This is a genomic window from Paenibacillus sp. GM2 (assembly GCF_900069005.2).
In the GTDB taxonomy this organism is placed as follows: domain Bacteria; phylum Bacillota; class Bacilli; order Paenibacillales; family Paenibacillaceae; genus Fontibacillus.
The window spans coordinates 1-18,724 of record NZ_LN831276.1; the positions used below are offsets into that span (position 1 = coordinate 1).

23 protein-coding genes and 1 rRNA gene are annotated in these 18,724 nt (G+C 48.1%); 2 read left to right on the plus strand and 22 right to left on the minus strand.

Going from position 1 to position 18,724, the window contains the following annotated elements; genetic code table 11:
* A 16S ribosomal RNA gene (locus BN1360_RS02460) occupies positions 1-73 on the minus strand; the annotation flags it as partial.
* Between the two features lie 343 nt (positions 74-416).
* Positions 417-1,286, minus strand: coding sequence for a nucleotidyltransferase-like protein (locus tag BN1360_RS02465; protein WP_068778329.1), 870 nt, complete (start codon positions 1,284-1,286; stop codon positions 417-419).
* Between the two features lie 439 nt (positions 1,287-1,725).
* On the opposite strand from BN1360_RS02465, the gene BN1360_RS02470 reads away from it, so the two are divergent.
* On the plus strand, positions 1,726-2,103 hold the full coding sequence (locus BN1360_RS02470; protein WP_068778330.1) for a YgzB family protein: 378 nt from the start codon (positions 1,726-1,728) through the stop codon (positions 2,101-2,103).
* Positions 2,104-2,240: 137 nt separating this feature from the next.
* Here the strand turns inward: BN1360_RS02470 and BN1360_RS02475 are convergent, their stop codons facing one another.
* The 19 genes from BN1360_RS02475 to uptA all read right to left on the minus strand — a co-directional run bounded on the left by BN1360_RS02475 (position 2,241) and on the right by uptA (position 17,979).
* Positions 2,241-3,983, minus strand: coding sequence for a glycosyl hydrolase family 18 protein (locus tag BN1360_RS02475; RefSeq protein ID WP_229520767.1), 1,743 nt, complete (start codon positions 3,981-3,983; stop codon positions 2,241-2,243).
* 132 nt (positions 3,984-4,115) lie between these two features.
* Positions 4,116-4,544 (minus strand): peroxide-responsive transcriptional repressor PerR, encoded by a 429-nt coding sequence (perR, locus tag BN1360_RS02480; RefSeq protein WP_068778331.1) that lies wholly within the window; start codon positions 4,542-4,544, stop codon positions 4,116-4,118.
* Positions 4,545-4,704: 160 nt separating this feature from the next.
* Entirely contained in the window at positions 4,705-6,507 is a 1,803-nt protein-coding gene (locus BN1360_RS02485; RefSeq protein WP_068778332.1) for a DUF4097 family beta strand repeat-containing protein, read from the minus strand.
* A gap of 187 nt (positions 6,508-6,694) precedes the next feature.
* Positions 6,695-7,174, minus strand: a complete 480-nt coding sequence (locus BN1360_RS02490) for a GNAT family N-acetyltransferase (RefSeq protein WP_068778333.1) — start codon at positions 7,172-7,174, stop codon at positions 6,695-6,697.
* Between the two features lie 64 nt (positions 7,175-7,238).
* Positions 7,239-8,678: an Asp-tRNA(Asn)/Glu-tRNA(Gln) amidotransferase subunit GatB gene (gene gatB / locus BN1360_RS02495; protein ID WP_068778334.1), complete on the minus strand. Its 1,440-nt coding sequence runs from the start codon at positions 8,676-8,678 to the stop codon at positions 7,239-7,241.
* 262 nt (positions 8,679-8,940) lie between these two features.
* Positions 8,941-10,395 (minus strand): Asp-tRNA(Asn)/Glu-tRNA(Gln) amidotransferase subunit GatA, encoded by a 1,455-nt coding sequence (gene gatA, locus BN1360_RS02500; protein WP_068778335.1) that lies wholly within the window; start codon positions 10,393-10,395, stop codon positions 8,941-8,943.
* A 239-nt stretch (positions 10,396-10,634) separates the two neighbouring features.
* A complete protein-coding gene (gene gatC, locus BN1360_RS02505) occupies positions 10,635-10,922 on the minus strand; it encodes an Asp-tRNA(Asn)/Glu-tRNA(Gln) amidotransferase subunit GatC (RefSeq protein ID WP_068778336.1) in 288 nt (95 codons plus the stop codon).
* Between the two features lie 154 nt (positions 10,923-11,076).
* The gene (locus BN1360_RS02510) at positions 11,077-11,460 is read right to left on the minus strand and encodes an ATPase (protein WP_068778337.1); all 384 of its coding nucleotides are present in this window, start codon (positions 11,458-11,460) and stop codon (positions 11,077-11,079) included.
* Between the two features lie 144 nt (positions 11,461-11,604).
* Positions 11,605-12,270 (minus strand): MgtC/SapB family protein, encoded by a 666-nt coding sequence (locus tag BN1360_RS02515; RefSeq protein WP_306294256.1) that lies wholly within the window; start codon positions 12,268-12,270, stop codon positions 11,605-11,607.
* 164 nt (positions 12,271-12,434) lie between these two features.
* On the minus strand, positions 12,435-13,214 hold the full coding sequence (locus BN1360_RS02520) for an ABC transporter permease (protein ID WP_068778338.1): 780 nt from the start codon (positions 13,212-13,214) through the stop codon (positions 12,435-12,437).
* On the minus strand, positions 13,211-14,137 hold the full coding sequence (locus tag BN1360_RS02525) for an ABC transporter ATP-binding protein (protein ID WP_195714220.1): 927 nt from the start codon (positions 14,135-14,137) through the stop codon (positions 13,211-13,213). Before BN1360_RS02525 ends, BN1360_RS02520 begins: the two co-directional genes overlap by 4 nt.
* Positions 14,138-14,141: 4 nt before the next feature.
* Positions 14,142-14,333: a PLDc N-terminal domain-containing protein gene (locus BN1360_RS02530; protein ID WP_068778339.1), complete on the minus strand. Its 192-nt coding sequence runs from the start codon at positions 14,331-14,333 to the stop codon at positions 14,142-14,144.
* 29 nt (positions 14,334-14,362) lie between these two features.
* Positions 14,363-14,575, minus strand: a complete 213-nt coding sequence (locus tag BN1360_RS02535) for a hypothetical protein (protein WP_068778340.1) — start codon at positions 14,573-14,575, stop codon at positions 14,363-14,365.
* A complete protein-coding gene (locus BN1360_RS02540) occupies positions 14,572-14,907 on the minus strand; it encodes a DUF5345 family protein (protein WP_068778341.1) in 336 nt (111 codons plus the stop codon). The genes BN1360_RS02535 and BN1360_RS02540 overlap by 4 nt, the downstream gene beginning before the upstream one ends.
* Entirely contained in the window at positions 14,897-15,427 is a 531-nt protein-coding gene (gene sigY / locus BN1360_RS02545) for an RNA polymerase sigma factor SigY (RefSeq protein ID WP_068778342.1), read from the minus strand. Before sigY ends, BN1360_RS02540 begins: the two co-directional genes overlap by 11 nt.
* A gap of 230 nt (positions 15,428-15,657) precedes the next feature.
* Positions 15,658-15,870 carry a hypothetical protein gene (locus BN1360_RS02550; protein WP_068778343.1) on the minus strand — a complete coding sequence of 71 codons (213 nt, stop codon included), beginning with the start codon at positions 15,868-15,870 and terminating at the stop codon, positions 15,658-15,660.
* Between the two features lie 296 nt (positions 15,871-16,166).
* Positions 16,167-16,793, minus strand: coding sequence for an MBL fold metallo-hydrolase (locus BN1360_RS02555; protein WP_068778344.1), 627 nt, complete (start codon positions 16,791-16,793; stop codon positions 16,167-16,169).
* 5 nt (positions 16,794-16,798) lie between these two features.
* Positions 16,799-17,365, minus strand: a complete 567-nt coding sequence (locus BN1360_RS02560; RefSeq protein WP_068778345.1) for a thioredoxin family protein — start codon at positions 17,363-17,365, stop codon at positions 16,799-16,801.
* Positions 17,362-17,979, minus strand: a complete 618-nt coding sequence (uptA, locus tag BN1360_RS02565; protein WP_068778346.1) for an undecaprenyl phosphate transporter UptA — start codon at positions 17,977-17,979, stop codon at positions 17,362-17,364. The genes BN1360_RS02560 and uptA overlap by 4 nt, the downstream gene beginning before the upstream one ends.
* 137 nt (positions 17,980-18,116) lie before the next feature.
* Here uptA and BN1360_RS02570 point away from each other — a divergent pair, with 137 nt between their 5' ends.
* Entirely contained in the window at positions 18,117-18,428 is a 312-nt protein-coding gene (locus BN1360_RS02570) for a dehydrogenase (RefSeq protein ID WP_068778347.1), read from the plus strand.
* On the opposite strand, the gene BN1360_RS02575 is transcribed toward BN1360_RS02570, so the two are convergent.
* Positions 18,383-18,724 (minus strand): hypothetical protein (locus tag BN1360_RS02575; protein WP_229520769.1); only part of this gene is annotated, 342 nt, incomplete at its 5' end. The two genes, BN1360_RS02570 and BN1360_RS02575, sit on opposite strands and share 46 nt — an antisense overlap.

Consider the following 18,724-nt stretch of genomic DNA (forward strand, 5'->3'; position numbering starts at 1 on the left):
AAGTCCGCTCGACTTGCATGTATTAGGCACGCCGCCAGCGTTCGTCCTGAGCCAGGATCAAACTCTCCAATAAAGTGTTACTCATTGAAAAGAGCGATTAGCTCATTTTGAATCTGACTTATTTCTTAGATTTCACTTGACGTGAAACCCGCTCACTCGTTGTTCAGTTTTCAAAGATCAACTTCGTTTTTAGCGTCGCTTTCGTTCTCAGCAGCGACCTTTATAATATATCATGTTCGCCTCGTTTGTGTCAAGAAGTTTTTTTGAGATTTTTTGTTTGCCACACTCAATATCTTCTTGTCTTTCAGGGGCGAGATTTAATTTATCATAGAATTACCTAGGGAGTCAAGCAATTTAGCATATTAAATTTATTGGAAAAACATTACACCAAAGCAAAGGCAATTCCCTCCTGAAAACTATGTCTTATAGCGTATCTCTCTACCTTCCCCATAACCATTTGCCGCTGCTAACGTTACCTCTTTTATTAGGGAATGATGCACCAGCTTGCTAAGGACAAGCGGAAGATCCTCCTTCGCATGCTTCAGTTCAGGAAATTGGGACAGCTCGTGAACGCTCCACGTATCTTTGCGGCACTCCATCACACGTAATAGAGGTGTACAGCACTCCTCCATCTTGGATACAATCGAGAATTCGTTGGTTAGTAGCAGGAGATCGATCCTTTGGCTCAAGGTCTCCTGGCTATTGGTAAGCTCATGAAACAATTTATAGACCACAGGGTTCAAAGAAAGCATTTGTTCCCAAGTAACACTCTCCGGCAATATTCCCTGCTCGATCAATTCGATATTGGCATAATGCTTTAATGCCTGCATCACGCAGTAATAAGCGTCCATAAGATCTTTTGCTTGCTCATAATGCTTGGCTTCAGTGTACATTCGCAGCATACGTGAATACTCCTTGAAGCGCCGACGGCTTCTTAAGTCCCCTTTGAATTGAATCAGCTCGCTGCGGAACGTTGTGAGCTCTCCTTCAACATCCCAGATCACATCCCCCTGCAAGAAGCAGCGCAGAATATCTGGATGATCCCCGGAGACAAGAGAACGCAGCAAGCAGCTCTTCCCTACCTGCAGCAATTGATAACGCACATCTCGGTTGATAAAATGTTCTATCCTGACGTCATCCTCCAGATCATCACAGACAGCTATGATTAGTAAATCAAAATCATTCGGCAGCGGGGAATGGCGCTCCCCTTCTTGACGATAGACTATAGCTCCGATTGCCCCGGGGCAACGATCTGTATCCGGAAAAGAAAAAATGGTCGGCTCCACAGTATCCTCCTACCTTGGCGTATCCTTGCCAATTCGATATAATATAGTTCTACACCACATTCAAGTTTCCTTCTTGCGAGTTTGTTCAAAAAGTTCGCTTGGGATAAGAAAACCGAGCTAAGTCGTAGAAAGATGAATGCCTGCAATGCTAAGGCAGGCTTTCTTGACATATAGAATTTCATCGGCTGCGACAGATTGCCTAATAAATTCTATTTTTAACACAAAGCTACACGGAGAGCATATTCGGCAGTGAATCTTGAATTCAGTCAGGTCCAGGTCTTCTGGTACATACTTACACAAAGCGTACGCTCCGTTCCCTGGCCTGGTTAGTGCTAAAAACCATACTTTCAGAACACGCACTTGCTTATAGAGGGATCGCGTCATTCAATTCTTTCATTTATATAGTTCAAATTTAAAATAAGAATAGAGGTTGCTGCTAATGTTCTTCAAATCCAGCAAAATTAACGAGTTTCGCTTGTGGGGCCTGCTTCTGACGATGTTCGGAATGGGACTGATGGTGTTAGGCACAGCTGGCATCGTCTTCTGGGGACAGTCCGGCAAGATTATCGCCGCTATAGGCCTTGCCATCGGATTGATCGCCATGCTAGCCAGTCTGGCAGTTTATTTCTGGGCCGGTATGCTCTCGACCTCCGCTGTACAGTTAGAATGCCCCGAATGCCATAAATTAACGAAAATGCTTGGTAAAACTGACCGCTGCATGTTCTGCAAGACCATTCTGACTCGCGATCCCGAGCAGGCGACAATTACTGCCGAAGAGCTGGAACAGCAAGCCGCGGCAACCACCGTAAATGAATAGACGTCAACGAGAACATACATAAATATTCGCAAAAAAAGGACCATCATCTTCACGCATAAGCGGAATGGATGGTCCTTTTGCCTTCTTTTAACTGACTTATAGCTGCTTTACAGACCTCGGATCTGCCTTGGTCCGGATCATTTCGCCTGCGTTACTCCCTTCAAGACCTCCCAGGCCTTGTCCGAAGCAAAGCTGCGATTCCAGGAAGCGACTCCCCCCAGCTTGAGAGACTTGATCAACTCCACTCTCGCTTGCAATGATACTTCATCCTCAAGCCATATCCGGTTACGCACCCGGTCTTCCGTATACTCTACATAGTTCTGTCCGACTTCCTCCGAGAATACAGGCTTCAGCTTCTTCTCCTCAATAATCTTCTGAGCCTTGGTCATGCCAATCGCCTTCGACTTCACTTCTACCTTGCCATCCTTCTCTGTTTCCGACCATACCCGAGTGTAAAGCGGCACAGCCATGATCATCTTCTCAGGCGGCACAAGATCCTCATCGAGAATCCGTTTCGCTGACGATGCTGTCCATGGCAGAGAAGCTACGGAGCCCGCTACAGGGCTAGCCGCCCAATGCTCGTCATAGGCCATCAGAATCAGATAGTCTACAATCTCACCCAGCGATTTGCGATCCAGGAACGCGGACCACATCTCACTGTTCGATTTTGGCGTTACATCGATCGAAACGACAAGGCCATATTCTTGGGCAAGCGGGCGCAGCTCCCTCATAAATTGGGTCAGGTTGTCTCCATCCTTGGTATATACATTTTCATAATCGATATTAATCCCATCAAGATCATACAATTTTGCATATTGCAGCATTTGCAGAATCGTTGTCATCCGATTGTCAAAGCTGGCCAGCGCTCCAGAGGTCACATCTGGATCAAAGCTATTGTTGAACAAACCCCATACCTGCATGCCTCGCCCATGAGCCCATTTAACATAATTGATATCCGCCTTGCTCTTCACATTGCCTTCTTTATCGATCAGTGAGAACCAGGTTGGACTAACAACATTCACTCCAGGCATTTCTCCGATATTCGCTGGCTTGGGAGCGACCTCATAAACTGCCTCCCAGGTCAGGTTCACCACTTTGGACTTCCATTTCTGCTTGGCTGGCGACAGTTCTTCCGCTACCTTCGGAATATCGACCGATTCACCAATCTTAACATGCTTGGCTTGCAGGTAACCCGTATATCCATCGTCCAATTGCACATGATACCAGTAATCTCCATGGTCCAATATACGAAGCTTTGTACCGGGCTTCACGTCTGCCACAATTGGCTTATGAATGTTCGGTTCTACCCGCAGCGGGTATTTCAAGCTTTCCTTCGGCTTGGCAGGTCCTGACACCTCACCCTTCTGAACACTCTCCCCAGCCGTATACAGCAGGACTGCTCCGGAGGCTGCATCTTCATGAATCTCTACGCCATATAGTTCCTTAAGCAAATGAACAGGTAAATACAGCACTCCATCCTTCTCTTCCGGAGAGAACAACAGGTTCATCGGCTTATTGTTCACCTTCGCTGTCTTCTCATCCGTCTTCAGAAAGACCAGCTTCTTAGGCGTTGTCAAAATCACCGACCTGCTCTCCTCCTCATAGCGGATATGTGGGTCGATCACTTCTTGGATGATCGGTAGAGGAAGCTTCAGCGAATCCTCTGAGCCCAGAGCAGAATAATCCATAATAGCTCCATCATAGAAAATAGGCTTGTCAAATTTCCCCTTCCAATCCGGGTCGACATGCTGACGATTTGGCAGAAATTGCGAAGAGATTAAATAACCGCCAATAATAATAAGAATGAGTCCAAACAGCCATTTAACGCCACGTCTCTTTCGCCTTCTGCCTCTGTAATATGCGCTTCTTGTGTTCTTCAAATAATAGTACCTCCGTTGCGTTAATAGTCCGTGTACAATAAGTACAATTGGCAGCCCCGAACCTCTAATAAAATAAAAACGTGAAGGATTCCCCGAAGGAACCCTGCACGTTCTCTCAAACATCAGGTGAAATCAATGATTACGACGGCAATCCTTGCACACGCCGTGTAGCTCCAGTCGGTGCCCATGTACTTCAAAACCGGTTACCTCTTCAGCCTTGCGTTCTACCTCGTCCAGCGAAGGGTAAGTGAAATCCTCGATTTTTCCGCATTTTTCACAAATAATATGATAATGATTAGAAACATCGGCATCGAAACGGCTTGAGCTATCGCCATACGTCAGCTCTCTGACCAAGCCAGCCTCAATGAACATTTTTAGGTTGTTATATACCGTAGCCACGCTCATATTGGGAAAACGAGGCTCCAGTGCGCGGTAAATCTCATCCGCGGTTGGATGTCCCATCGTATCCATAAGATAGCTAAGGATGGCATGACGTTGCGGCGTTATGCGGACACCATTCATTTTCAGTTGTTCTAACGCATGTTGAACGCGCGAAGCCATTATGTCCACCGCCTTTTTGATAGTGCAGAAGCACTAACCCCTGCAATGTTATTGTACGGTTAGGTTAAAACGTTTGTCAACGCAACATTAAAGGTTACGCAAAAAGTCCACTTTTGATAAGAAAAGCCAATGAGGCCCATTCTATGCCCGCGCTGCCACGTTAACGTCTATTCACAATTAAGTCGCTATTGCCCTCGACCTGGATCTCATGATCGCCATTGCCGAAAATACCGGAAATTTCTTTACCATTTATAGTAAACGGCAGGTTACTCGTGATATTCCCATATCCACTTGAACCCATGATCATATAATCACCAATTTCCGGCAGCGCCAGGCTGATTTCTCCTACAGCGCTGTATACATTCCAATCTCCGCCGACAACTGCCGAGGATACTTGAATCTTGCCATTAAGCGATTCTGCCTTAAGTTCCTCTGGAACAGCATCAACCTGAATATTTCCGTTTTTGGTCGTAACGTTGATATTCCCCTGCGAGTTGACCAGCGAAATATTGCCGACCAGCGTAGATAGCGCTGCATCTCCGGCAATCCCTTTGGCTTTAATATTACCGCCCTGCGTATCCACTTGTACGTTGCCGAATATCCGATACAGCTCTGCGCTGCCATTTAAAGTTCTGGCCGAGACCTCGCCGACGATATCCCAGAACTTAAAGTTGCCGCCTCCGGTCTGCAGCTTGAATTGATTCATCGCCTGAAGTCCAGTTAATGTAATCGATCCGCTAGTCGTACTAATATCGAGATCAAGGAAACGGTTCTGCGGAACAATCAGCGTTATATTCACACGCGGGTGGCGTCTGCCGCTCTCGCCATAGGTATGATCTTTTACCGATAAATCCAGCGTCTTGCCTTCACCCACAACAACAGAAGTATCCTCGGCAAGGTCCCTCGCCTCCTCCTCGGGAACCTGATCGATCCATACCGTGGATTTCAGAATCACCTCATTAATCTCTGCGCTCTTGACATCGATGTCGCCATTTATCCCGTTCACTACTATCTTGCCAGTGTCCAGATCAATGGGAATCTCTACAGCTGATTTATCCGTCCTGTATCCTTCTTCCCCGCTGAACTCGGCGCCTGCAGAAGCAAGATCAAGGCTGACCCGGTTCCATAAATGCATATAATGATCCTGCTGCGTAATGGCAAATACCGAAGCGCCGATACATAGCGACAAGAGCAGCCCTTTGAAGTCGATACGCAGTCTGCGAATTGGTCTGTATACCTTCCTCCGGTTCCAGATCATAGCCAGCATAAGCTCTAATCCAGCAAGTACCAGCAACAGAGGCCACCATTTAAGCAATAAGAGCATATCATCCTGTCCGCTTCTAACATCGCTCCACATGAGCACAGCGACTGCAATCAATATTGCTGAAGCCGTAAGCCGACCTGGCCGAAATATACGGCGCCTGCCCTCCCTGACAATCCAGATGAGCCCCGTGAGCATCATGGCTACCGATATACCGTAGCTGCCATAATTCTGAATGATTCCCTCCAGCCAGACTGGCTTCATTCGCAATATAAAAGCGATAATTCCTCCGCTGATCAGAATGATTCCGGTTAATGCGCCTACCTCCGAGCCCATTGGATCCGCTGCTTCGCTCTCTTCGTTGCGTTTCAAGCCAGCGTTGACAGCATCCGTCGTCTGTAGAACATCATAAATGCTATAGAAATATACTACGGTCACCAGCAAGCCAAGCACGAGCAACAGCGGCACGTTGATTCGCATATGAGCCGAAGAGAAGTACACAAGCAGCGCCAAATCGATAAGGAAAACATCTATAAAAAGACTGCCTTTTATAAATTTTTGCAAATATAAATGACCAAAGCCGGGGAACAAGGCAGAGAGCAGACAGGCGATGAATTTTCTTTTGCGCCGCCTTGGTTTGTAACCAGCCTTATGCTTCTGCTTAAGCTCCTCCGGACTTATCAACAAATTTGAGGGTTCCATTTACACCATCTCCTCCCCTCTTGGACTAATTGTAACCGAAATAGGCCCCTTTGTAATTTATAATAATTTCTCTTTTCAAGAAATGCTCTCCTAATTCAAAAAAATAGCACTCCCTATCCGCCTCACGACAGACAAGTGTGCTATTTGCTGACTCTTTGAACTACATCTATAAAATCATCATCTGTAACTAGCGATCGAGATGAAACAACGTCAGATCTACACCCGCCGTCGACCTTACCGTCTCTCCCGGCATGAAGCCAAACTTCCGGTACAAGGATACCGCCGGAGCATTCAGCGTTCCCGCCGTCACGGAGAAATGCCGGATATCATCATAATGATCGAGGACATAGCTCACTAAGGCAGCTCCGATACCTTCGCGCAAATGGTCAGGATGTACCATTAACCGGGTAACTGATAGATGGACCGATGATTCTGCCGAAATTGAGATCACGCCCAGCAGCTCCCCGACTTCTCCATCCTCCTCCAGCTCATCCGATAAGTATCCATAGAAATCTTCCCCACTGCTCCTGATTGAATCGAACGTATCGCCCAGAGGCGGATATGAAGCAAGTCCTATCGCCAATGCCTCCAGACGGTAAGCCATATGCTGCAGGCTCCATATCTGCTCCACTACGTCCGGGTCCTGAAGAGATAACAATCTGATCACATGGCTTCCCATCCTTTACGCAGCCCGAATCTGATAATTTTGATAGCGTGCTGAAGCCGGATCTCTATTGCTTCAGCACTTCGATTAATAGCTTGTTCACAAGTCCAGGGTTCGCTTTTCCTTTGCTTTGCTTCATCACTTGGCCCACGAGGAAGCCGATCGCCTTCTCCTTGCCTGCCTGATAATCCTGTACAGAGGCCGGGTTATTAGCCACAACTTCCTGCACGATAGCCAGAATTGCACCTTCATCGCTAATTTGCACAAGGCCTTGCTCCTCAACAATTTGCTGTGGAAGCTTGCCGCTCTGCAGCATCTCTTTGAAGACCGTCTTGGCAATCTTGGAGCTGATCGTCCCTTTCTCGATCAGGTTGACCATCTCACCAAGCCCCTGGCCTGTCAGCTTCACTGCAGCCAATTCCAATCCGTTGCTGTTCAAATAGCCGAGCAATTCGCCCATCATCCAGTTGGATACGGATTTTGCATCAGATGTATGCTCCAGACTGCTCTCGAACAAATCGGCGAGCGGCTTTGAGGATGTAATCACTGCGGCATCATAGTCCGGCAGACCATAGTCCTTCGTATAACGCGCTTTACGGGCATCCGGAAGCTCAGGAATTGATGCGCGAATCCGCGCCTTCCAATCCTCATCGATATACAGTTTAACCAGATCCGGATCTGGGAAATAGCGATAATCATGGGCTTCTTCCTTACCACGCATCGAGAAAGTCTTGCCCTGGGAGTCATCCCAGCGGCGGGTCTCCTGGACAACTTCCCCACCCTCGTCCAAAATCTCAGCTTGACGATACTGCTCATATTCCAGGCCGCGTTGTACACCGCGGAAGGAGTTCATATTCTTCAATTCGGCACGAATTCCGAATTCCTTCTGCCCATGAGGACGAAGACTGATGTTCGCATCACAGCGCATTGAACCCTCTTCCATTTTTACGTCGGATACATCGCAGTACTGCATAATAGCCCGCAGCTTCTCCAGATAAGCCTTCGCCTCTTCCGGCGTAGAAATATCCGGCTCAGACACAATTTCTACAAGTGGCGTTCCGACACGGTTAAAGTCCACCAGGGAAGCATAACCGCCGTCCACATGCGTTAACTTACCCGCATCTTCCTCCAGATGCAGACGAGTAATCCCAATGCGTTTCGTATATCCGTCCATCTCAATGTCGATATAGCCGTTTAATCCAATCGGCTGATCAAATTGAGAGATTTGATACGCTTTTGGTGAATCCGGATAAAAGTAGTTCTTGCGGTCGAACTTGCACACATCACCGATCTCACAATTTAGCGCCATCGCCGCCTTCATCGCATAATCCACCGCCTGGCGGTTTAACACTGGCAGCACGCCGGGATGTCCAAGACAGACCGGGCAAGTATGGCTGTTGGGTGGCGCGCCGAATTCCGTGGAGCATCCGCAGAAAATCTTCGATTTCGTATGCAGCTCCACATGCACTTCCAGTCCGATCACCGTTTCATATTTAGATGTTGACATATCGATCCTCCTGCTAACTTTAGTACTGCCTCATCGCAAGCTGCGAAGGGCGGTCCCATCAACTTAAGCGCGTCTAAGCAGACGCCATCCATTATAGTACCTGTTTTAAAAGTCGGATCTTTCAGCATCGAGAAGGTTAAAATGAAGCTAAAGCCTGAGAGGGCTGATCATAGGTGAAACCTAGATGAGCACCTGGGATGTTTCCGAAGGAAACAAAACTTCAATCGGTTTTCTTATCGAAAGGCGACTTTTAAACTATCTCTTATAGAGATGGGCGTTGTTTATGATGATCCGTATGCGCCTCATAGGCATGAGCCACACGCAGAATTGTGCTCTCATCAAATGCCTTGCCGATAATTTGCAGACCAACAGGTAAGCCATCTGCAAAGCCGCAAGGAACGCTCATGGCAGGCACCCCAGCCAAGCTCATCGGTATCGTCAAAATATCGTTGAGATACATCGTAAGCGGATCATCTACCTGCGAACCGAGCTGGAAAGCCGTCGTCGGAGCAGTAGGTCCGATAATGACATCATATTTCTCAAAGGTCCGATCGAAGTCTTGTTTGATCAGCGTACGGACCTTCTGTGCTTTCAAATAATAAGCATCATAATAACCGGAGCTAAGGGCATAAGTTCCAAGCATAATCCGCCGCTTCACTTCCGGCCCGAAGCCCTGGCTGCGTGAATCCAGATACAGATCCAGCAGATTGCCGCCTTCCTCCGTACGTACTCCATAACGCACACCATCAAAACGCGACAGGTTGGATGAAGCCTCTGAGGAAGCCAGCAGATAATAAGCAGCTACGGCATACTCTGTATGTGGCAGCGATACTTCTTCCCATACAGCGCCAAGGCCTTCCAATACCCGCAGCGCTTCAAGCACAGCAGCCTTGACCTGAGGATCAATCCCATCCAGATATTCCTTAGGCACTGCAATTCTCAGCCCGGAAATCTCACCCGATAATGCACTCACATAATCCGGAATAGTCACATTCGCTGACGTAGAATCCTTCGCGTCATGCCCGGCAATAGCTTGCAGTACGTACGCGGCGTCCTCGACGTTCTTCGTAATGGGTCCGATCTGATCCAGAGAAGATGCAAATGCGACCAAGCCGTACCGCGATACAAGTCCATAGGTCGGCTTCAACCCTACTACTCCGCAATAGGATGCCGGTTGACGAATCGATCCGCCTGTGTCGGAACCAAGAGTGAAATAGGCTTCACCCGCCGCAACCGCCGCTGCCGAGCCGCCACTGGAACCACCAGGTACTCGAGTCAAATCCCACGGATTACGCACCGGATGGAAGCTTGAATTCTCATTCGAGCCGCCCATGGCAAACTCGTCCATATTCAGCTTGCCGATCGTCACGGTCTCAGCCTGCTTCAGCTTGGTTACAACCGTAGCATCATAGATCGGGTTATAATTGGACAGAAATTGGCTGGCACAAGTCGTTCTCAAACCCTCTGTCACCATATTATCCTTAATTCCTACCGGCAAACCGAACAGCAAGCCTTTGGCTTCATCGCTGCCAAGCTTGTTATCAAGGCAGGCCGCCTCAGCACGGGCCCCCTCTTCATTTAAAGTCAAATAAGCACCTACACGTTCATCCTGTTCCTGAATTCTGGCGAACGCTTCCCCTACCAGATCCGTTACGGACAGCTCCTTCTTGCTGAGCTGATTATGTAGTTCCTGCAAGCGCAAATCAAATAGCGTCACTCCATCTTCCTCCTTCCAAAATTTTCAGCACTAATCTGTAATTACACATTCCAAAAGACCGACTTTCAGCACCGAAATATGTTCCCCGTGTTACTTCGTGATAGAAATAGAATTTATAAGTTATCAGCGTAGCTGATGGAATTCTATATCGCAAGAAAACCTACCTTGCATCAGTCGTTCATCTTTAAGCGACTTCGATACGGTTTCCTTATCCAAAGCGAGCTTTTGAACAACCTCTTCTATTCCAATACGGCCGGCACTTTAAATTGTCCGTCTTCCTCGTCCGGCGCATTACGGAATACCTGCTCCTGCGACAGGCTCTCATGAACCTCATCCTCCCGCATGACGTTGCTAAGCGGCAGAACATGCGTCGTCGGCTCCACATTTTCCGTATCGAGTTCATTCAATTTCTCGGCATATTGTAAAATCGCATTCAATTGTCCAGTGAACATTTTCCGCTCTTCATCATTCAATTTCAGACGGGCCAGCTTTGCAACATGTTCCACGTCTTGCACCTGGATACTCATAGTCGTCCTCCCTTTATTCGGATGAATAAAATTATATTGTAGAATGAGGTCCAATTCAATCCATTAACGCGAAACCAAATAAAAGCCATCTATCCATACAGAAAAAAAGAGCCCGCCCTACACAGGCCGACTCTCTCATAGAGGTTGGACACACTTATATCCAAGCTCGCAAATTCACTTGCTTAATAAACTCTGCCTGCGATAGAGGTTCCTTGGCGGATTCCTCCTGCTCTTCTACTTCTTCATTCTCCCCATTCATAATATGCATGAACAGTTTTTCATTATAAGTAGCCAGAGCATAGTCGATTAGAGCTTCTCTTGTAGTCCACTCTACTTCTTGCTGGGTTAGCAGTTCTTCGGATTCGATATCGCTCGAAGGGACGAAATAATTCCGTCCAGTCTTTGGAGACCGAACAAGATAATCAAAAGCATTGTCTGGATTACGGTCATAAGCAATGACGTAACCATATTCCCCAACAGGAAGATTCTGCTCAAAAGCATCGCCGACGATTACAATTCTCTCTCCCAAAGGCAGCATCGTCTTACCTCCCTGATATATACTCAGATATATTATTGAACACGCTTTGTAAGCGGGCTCTCCTTACTTTTATATAATCCTACTAAAAAACAAAGAGAAGGGCAAGATATCTCTACTATGAACGATTATCCGGCTATGAAATGACTACTCCCCGATCTTCATTTTCTTAACAACGCTCTCTTCTTCCATAAATGACAACAACTTCTCCATGTCCGATCCCGCTTTGAATTGCACAGTAAGTCGCAGAACTATCTCCTTATCCTTACGTTCTGCTTCAAAGCCGACAATCGAGATATGCCGCTTTGACAATCTGTCCATGAATCCGGGAATAATCGCTTCATCATTGTCGATCGTAACCAGCAGCTTCTCGGTCTTGGGAGATGCCAGCCAGTTGAAGCGACCATGCAGCACGAGCTGCCCGATCACGATAATGATCATAACCCCGATTCCCATAAAATACATCCCTGCGCCAACCGCCATGCCAATACCAGCGGTTGCCCATATCCCTGCGGCCGTTGTAAGTCCGCGAACGGTATTCTTCTGCATAAAGATCATACCCGCACCGAGAAAGCCTACACCGCTAACCACACCTGCAGCCACCCTTGATGGGTCCAAAGACAGATTGCTCCAGCCTATCTGGTCCTGAAATCCATATTTGGACACAATAATCATCAATGCCGCACCAACCGAGACAACAAAATGGGTACGAACCCCGGCTTCCTTCATGCGGTTCTTGCGTTCAAAACCGATCGTAACACCGCAGATTCCGGCGATCAGAACCCGTAACAGCAGTTCGAAATCCATGTTCATAATACTCACCTTCCTGCTGACATATCGCAACTATCTGGAACTACAAGTATAACAAAGTCGGGGAGCGTTGTGGAGACCAGATGGAAAACAAAGGAACATAGGGCATCTATCCGGCAAGCTTTCTCAATTGCCGGATAGATGCCCTATGGGTCAATGACAGATATTTAAGGCTGATCCTGAATCACTTGATTACGCATAATATATGATGCTCCCGCAATACATAACAGGACAGCCAATACAGTTAAAAGCAATGGTCCAGCCAGATTTACGGTGCCCGTTCCGCCAAGCAGACTCATCGCATCTGCCGCCAACTTGGCCGGACTCCAGCTGAACCAAGAAGGAAGCAGATTATGGGTCATCGTTAACACCACCAGGAGCAGAATTGAAGCAAGCGCAGCCGCTCCCCCCTTCAGCACTGTGCTGAATAGTAGCACAATCGAGGCCGCCAGCAGCATCCAGCATAAATAGATCGCCCCGGCTTGAAGGGTTGTCTCCCATGCCAGGCTACCCAGCATAATACGGCTATAATACCATGCCGCCGAATAACTGAGCGTATACGAGATCGCGATAAGCGTTATATGTCCTAGCCACTTGGCCACGATAAATTGTGCAGGGCTTACTTTTCGAACTAATATTAAGGCTGCTGTTCCTGAGTATCGTTCCCCGGCAACCAAATTCATACCGGCAAGCACAACCAGAAGGACACCGATTGTATTATATTGGTTCAACACCTGAGCCATGACCTCAGGTGCGCTAGGCGCAGCAAGGGTGCTTGCCAGCTCAGCAGGTATATCCCCGGAAGAGGCCAGCAATTCAGGCAGATAATACATTACAACCGGCTGCATAACACCAAGCAATATAAAAACGACGGGAACCCATAGCAATTTATAGCTTCGGCTCATCTCCAGCATTTCCTTGCCATAAAGCAACAGCGTATTCCTCATGACTGAACCACCTTCATAAACATTTTCTCCAGTGAGGATGAACCTGCCTCGAAGCGCTGCAAAGGGATATGCCGCTCTGCCGCTTCAGATAAAATAACCGCTCTGGCCTCCCTTATATCGCTGACCGTAATTGATGCAGCGCTACCCTGCTGCTCATATTCCAGCACGAAGGAACGCTCACGAAGCGACTTCAGCCAGTCCGCAGCATGCTGACTGCTATGATATTCAAGCTGCAGATTCAGTACCGGCAAGCTGTACTTGTCGAGCAGATCGGACAATTCGCCGTTCTCGACAATCTCGCCCTCCCTCATCATCATCACGCGATCACAGACTTCCTCGGCATCATGGAGGGCATGCGTAGATAAAAGGATCGTCGTCTCCCCCTTCAGTTCCTGCAACAGCTCCATAACCTCTCTTCGTCCAACCGGATCAAGCGCTGAGACCGGCTCATCAAGCAGCAGCAGATCCGGGTGATGAACAAGCGCTTGTGCCAGACCAAGGCGCTGCTTCATGCCGCCAGAGTAATCGGAGATTCGACGCCGAGCTGCTGATTTCAAACCTACCCGATCCAGGACAGCCTCGGCCTCGCTTCTGGCCTCCAGCTTGCTCATTCCACTAAGTCTGGCTGTGTAGACGACAAACTCCAGGCCGCTCATCCATTTATAAAAGGACGGATGCTGCGGCAAGTATCCGATCTGACTAAGATTATTGGAGAATCGTCCTTTACTCTGGTGCCCTGACCTTCTAATTGTTCCGCCGCTGGGCGAAAGCAGTCCCGCCAGCATCCGCAAAGTTGTTGTCTTGCCCGCTCCATTGGGACCAAGCAGCGCTGTACAGCTGCCCTTCTCAAGGGCAAAGGATATTCCCTTCACTGTAGTGCGTTCCCCAAACTTTCTCGTTAACTGATTAACTTGTATGATCATGTCCCTAATCCCTTCTGCCCGCGACGAAATAGACGATGCTGCCAAGGATATTTCCAAACAGAATAATGATGACCCACAGCAGCTTTGAGCCTCGAATCGTTTCTGCCTCCGCCTTGGCCAGCGATACGAGCGCAATGACAACCAGTATTAATTGCAATAAAATAACAGGGGCGATTAGCTGCCACTGAATCCCCATCGATACTCTCCTCACTTCCTCGTTCCTTTTTATTTTCTGGACATCTTCTTCCTCCGGCTAACCAACCATACGACGATCAAATAGACCACAGAGGGAAGCGGAAAGCTGGTAAGTCCCCATAGTCCCCATAGCCAGGCCCTTCCACCCCTTCTGCGCGCATCCAGGAACATGCCAATGCCTTGGGTTAACAAAGTCGTGGCGATCAGCAACCAGGCCCACAGCGGCAAACTGTCCGTTTTCATTCCCGCCCCTCCCTCCAGAACTTAGGCATGGCCCATACGACGACACCAAGCCCGATCACAGCGGCCGTCACCTGAAGCATGACGAATAGCAGCGGCTCGCGATATAAGAACCAACCTCCACCAAGGGTCAGCATAAGCGCAACGATGACAAACAGAACTGTTTCCCACTGTTTCCAACGTCTGCGCTCTCTGCGCTTTTCGTGGACGATCCCCATCCAAGTCTCGGGAGTAAAGTTTTGATTCGGCGATACCGCTTGATCGATTTTTTTTAAATCTTTAAGCAGATCAGTAAGCAGCTGATCTTCGTTATCGGATATGCGGTTATGTCCCATTGTTTTTAAGCTCCTTTCGCAGCGCGCTAAGTCCATAGGAAACGCGGGATTTGACCGTTCCGGGAGAAACCTTCAATATATCTCCGATCTCGTCATAACTGTATCCGTAGTAATGCTTAAGCAAAATGGCGATTCGCTGCTCTGACGGCAGTCTGGACAACAGCTCCAGCGCTTCCGACCATTCCTCACGCACATGTGAGAATTGCCAGCGTAAGGAGCGTGCCTCGCCTTCCTTCTTCAGCCATTGCCTTTCCGTCTTCTTACGCCGGGTTCGATCTATGAACAGACGCGTAGCTATCGTAATCAGCCAGGAGGAGAAGGACGAGCTGCCGTCATAATACTCAAGCTTCTCAATACACCGCAGCATCGTATCCTGCGTTAAATCCTCAGCCAGCTTCGTGTCCATTGTGACCTTCACCAAATATTTAAATACGAAGGAATAGTGCTCATGAATAAGCGAAGCCAAGGCTGCATCATCCCCGTTTTGCGCCTCCATTATCCGTTCCTTCATCAGCTCCATCCAAGCACCCCTTTTGTTTTACCGGTAAACATCTATATTACGATCTGCTATTCGATTTCGTTCAATCCACCTAAAAAATATTTTGTCCCTCATAATTTTTTGAGAAGATGGGCCAGAAAAAAGACACCCCAGAAATATTAGCAGTCCTTGCTAATGCTCTAACGTGTCAGTTCATCTTAACTATTTATCATATTTCGGCTAAATTATCCCGGCCCAAGCAGAATGGAATCTTAATCTCGGCTCCTCCGAAGCTCACAAAGCTTTTCATGCCAAGGCTGACGAATTGTACCGGAACGGAGTACAAGCCGATCCCACAGGAGCAGCCGTTCTTGATTATGTATGTATTGATTTGAATCCTCCGGACTCTGACTCTCCCTCTTATAATCCTGTGAATATGTCAAAGACTGACCCGCATCTCTAATATGCGACAATCGGCTTTTCATTGATTTGCCTCCTTTTACCTCTAGAACAATCCGTTCAATGTATCCCAGAAGCTAAAAAACCGCTATAGATGTTGTCCAAAAAATGCCCGCTTGGCATCACCAAATAAAACCGATCCCTTGAACAGGCATAAAAAAGAACGCAAACCGGGAATACTCCTCAGCTTGCGTGCTTCGCAAAAGTTACAAATATTTAATGTCTATATTCTAGCAAGTGTATGCACTTTTGTCCAGTATCTTTGTACTTTTTGTGTACAAATTTGTTGCAAATTTGCTGGTTAAGTCGTTCCTTGCCCAACTTATGTTAAATATGGATTATTTACGCGTTCATAACCGATCGTTGTCTTAGGTCCATGTCCTGAATAGACGATTACATCATCTGCAAATTGGAACAGCTTGCCACGGATTGAATTATACAGATCGACCTCTCTACCCCCTGGCAAATCCGTTCGTCCTACCCCCATACGGAAAAGCACATCACCTGAAAACAGGTCTTTGCCGCATAAGAAGCTGACGCTGCCCGGCGAATGCCCCGGCGTATGGTATACCGTGAATTCATGGTCGATCAGATGCAGCTTCTGTCCCTCCGCGAGTTCATACTCGGCTGGCTCAAGCGCCATCGGACCGCCGATCTGCGGCCACATTAGTGAACCGTTCAGCTTAGGCGTCGTCAGCCAATCGCTCTCCAGGGCATGCAAATAAACCGGACAATTCTTCAGCTTGCGAATCTCATCGACTCCACCAATATGATCAAAATGGGCATGTGTCAGCAGGATTGCTTCAATCTCCAATCCTTCGATCCTGCGCAATAGCGGCCCCGGATTCATGCCCGGATCGATGATAATCGCCCTATTTTCATCCTCTCCCCGCAATAAATAAGCATTTGTCTGCAAAGGTCCCAGGGAGAATGTCTCTATTCTTAACATATGATTTAAAACCCGGAGATGAGTGCGCGCAGTTCGGATACAACCGTCGCATTCACTCCGCCCCCTTCCTTATATTTATCAGCCATCCGCTGTCTCACTACACTGATCTTGTCTTGATAGTCAGGGGCCTCCCGGTCCGGGTTCTCCTGCTTAAACTGAATCATTAAAGCCTGTACATGCTGTGGGCGTGGCCCCCAGCTGCCAAGCACATGTCCGCCCGTATCCGCAAAAATAATAATCGGAACGGAGCGTCCTCCCATCGTCAGAAAATGATCCATTGTATCCTGATGCTGTTCGAGGATGAGTACCTCTGTCTCCAGACCGGACTCCTCAAGTGCGCGAAAAACCACCGGCACACTGCGGACAACATCGCCGCACCAATCAGCCGCGAGGATCAATACACGCAAGTCATCGCGATAATTCAAGCTTTTAAAAAACTCACGATCGTCTGCATTTATCCAGTTAAAGCCCTCATATCCTGCCGCAAATTCCGCTTTGTTCTTCTGCATCCCCTCCATAAATTGCCTGGGGGTAATTCCTTGTCCGAACTTATGGGCCAGATTAATAGTCATTTTGCATCTCCTTTCTTTTTGGAAGATCCAAACCACTTAATAAGTACATATACGATAAGCAGAGCCAGCGCAACTAGCAGAATTGGTACAACATAAGGGCCCGCCTTCTCATCGACATGCTTCCATTGATCCCCAAGCAGCATTCCCAAGTACACGAACAAAATCGACCACGGAATAACGGCCAGGGTGGTCAGGCTTATAAATTTGCCAATCGGCATTTTGGCCATCCCAGCTGGAATCGAAATGGCGTGTCTTGCCACCGGAATGAAGCGAGCGCTAAAAATAACTCCAGGGCCGTATTTCAAAAACCAGTTTTCGGCAACGTCGATATGCTTTTTATGAATAAAAATATATTTGCCGTACTTCTCGAGAATAGGACGCCCGCCATACCGCCCGATCCAATAAATGAACAATTGTGCGATAACGCCGCCTACAACACCAAATACGACAGCTCCGATAAAGTTGATCCGGCCCGTGTGTACCAGGTAGCCTCCGTATGCCAATACGATTTCACTAGGAATAATCTCGATCATCAAGCCGAGCATAATGCCGAAATACCCCAGTTGCTGAACCCAATCCAACAGAGTTCCAACTAAATTAGAAATCCATTCCACCGCGCGTCTCTCTCCTAACATTCCTTTTTTTCTAATCTATTCTATCATAGCCGAGGACATGCATTCTACTTGACACCCAGTTCCGGTGTCGCTTGTGGGAAATCTCGCATATGTTGTGGAAAAGGAGGCGTACACCTATGAAGGATTCCCCCGGCAAACATCGGACTTCCCTCCCAACGCCGCGTAAAATACGCAGAGGGTGCAGCAAGGAACTATACCGAACAGTTAAACGACTGGGCATCTATATACCACAGGATAAAATCGCTGAGGGAGAGGCGCTATATTATAAAAAGGTAATTGAAAACCTGCTTTGGATCGCTGAACAACACAGCAACCGCAAGGCGCTCGCCGATTGGTGGGATGAAGCGGTTAGCGGAGAACTGGCAGAGCTATGGCAGGTCGATCAAGGCCAGCTGAAGCGGGCATTCCGCAACGCGTTTGGCGGCTGATGCCCATGCTTAAGCGCGTATAATTCCCTGCCTCTCACTCTGGCTTCCCAGGTTAATCTAAACTTGCGATCATTACGCCAGGATGTATTGTGAACCATCCGCTCAGCCAAACGGGAATAGTTGCGATACATTCGAATGCCCGCTTCAGTGGCGATTTCAGCCTCATCTTCCCTCCCGGCTGCCTGGAGCCTTCTCGCCAGAAGATAAGCTTGCTGCAGCATATCCGTCTGGGCCGCTCCATTGAAGCGGTCCAGAGCGGCGGCCCGCTGGAAAGCCGGGAGGGCGCGCAGGTCGTC

What these genes read in the sequence shown, in the direction of transcription:
- BN1360_RS02555 (WP_068778344.1), bottom strand. Translation starts at nt 16,793, where the DNA reads ATGTTAAGAATAGAGACATTCTCCCTGGGACCTTTGCAGACAAATGCT.
- BN1360_RS02510 (WP_068778337.1), bottom strand. Translation starts at nt 11,460, where the DNA reads ATGCTGCCTTTGGGAGAGAGAATTGTAATCGTCGGCGATGCTTTTGAG.
- BN1360_RS02550 (WP_068778343.1), bottom strand. Translation starts at nt 15,870, where the DNA reads ATGAAAAGCCGATTGTCGCATATTAGAGATGCGGGTCAGTCTTTGACA.
- BN1360_RS02535 (WP_068778340.1), bottom strand. Translation starts at nt 14,575, where the DNA reads ATGAAAACGGACAGTTTGCCGCTGTGGGCCTGGTTGCTGATCGCCACG.
- gatC (WP_068778336.1), bottom strand. Translation starts at nt 10,922, where the DNA reads ATGAGTATCCAGGTGCAAGACGTGGAACATGTTGCAAAGCTGGCCCGT.
- BN1360_RS02485 (WP_068778332.1), bottom strand. Translation starts at nt 6,507, where the DNA reads ATGGAACCCTCAAATTTGTTGATAAGTCCGGAGGAGCTTAAGCAGAAG.
- BN1360_RS02530 (WP_068778339.1), bottom strand. Translation starts at nt 14,333, where the DNA reads ATGGGGATTCAGTGGCAGCTAATCGCCCCTGTTATTTTATTGCAATTA.
- BN1360_RS02570 (WP_068778347.1), top strand. Translation starts at nt 18,117, where the DNA reads ATGAAGGATTCCCCCGGCAAACATCGGACTTCCCTCCCAACGCCGCGT.
- gatB (WP_068778334.1), bottom strand. Translation starts at nt 8,678, where the DNA reads ATGTCAACATCTAAATATGAAACGGTGATCGGACTGGAAGTGCATGTG.
- BN1360_RS02525 (WP_195714220.1), bottom strand. Translation starts at nt 14,137, where the DNA reads ATGATCATACAAGTTAATCAGTTAACGAGAAAGTTTGGGGAACGCACT.
- sigY (WP_068778342.1), bottom strand. Translation starts at nt 15,427, where the DNA reads ATGGAGCTGATGAAGGAACGGATAATGGAGGCGCAAAACGGGGATGAT.
- BN1360_RS02470 (WP_068778330.1), top strand. Translation starts at nt 1,726, where the DNA reads ATGTTCTTCAAATCCAGCAAAATTAACGAGTTTCGCTTGTGGGGCCTG.
- perR (WP_068778331.1), bottom strand. Translation starts at nt 4,544, where the DNA reads ATGGCTTCGCGCGTTCAACATGCGTTAGAACAACTGAAAATGAATGGT.
- BN1360_RS02540 (WP_068778341.1), bottom strand. Translation starts at nt 14,907, where the DNA reads ATGGGACATAACCGCATATCCGATAACGAAGATCAGCTGCTTACTGAT.
- BN1360_RS02560 (WP_068778345.1), bottom strand. Translation starts at nt 17,365, where the DNA reads ATGACTATTAATCTGGCCCATAAGTTCGGACAAGGAATTACCCCCAGG.
- BN1360_RS02520 (WP_068778338.1), bottom strand. Translation starts at nt 13,214, where the DNA reads ATGAGGAATACGCTGTTGCTTTATGGCAAGGAAATGCTGGAGATGAGC.
- BN1360_RS02515 (WP_306294256.1), bottom strand. Translation starts at nt 12,270, where the DNA reads ATGAACATGGATTTCGAACTGCTGTTACGGGTTCTGATCGCCGGAATC.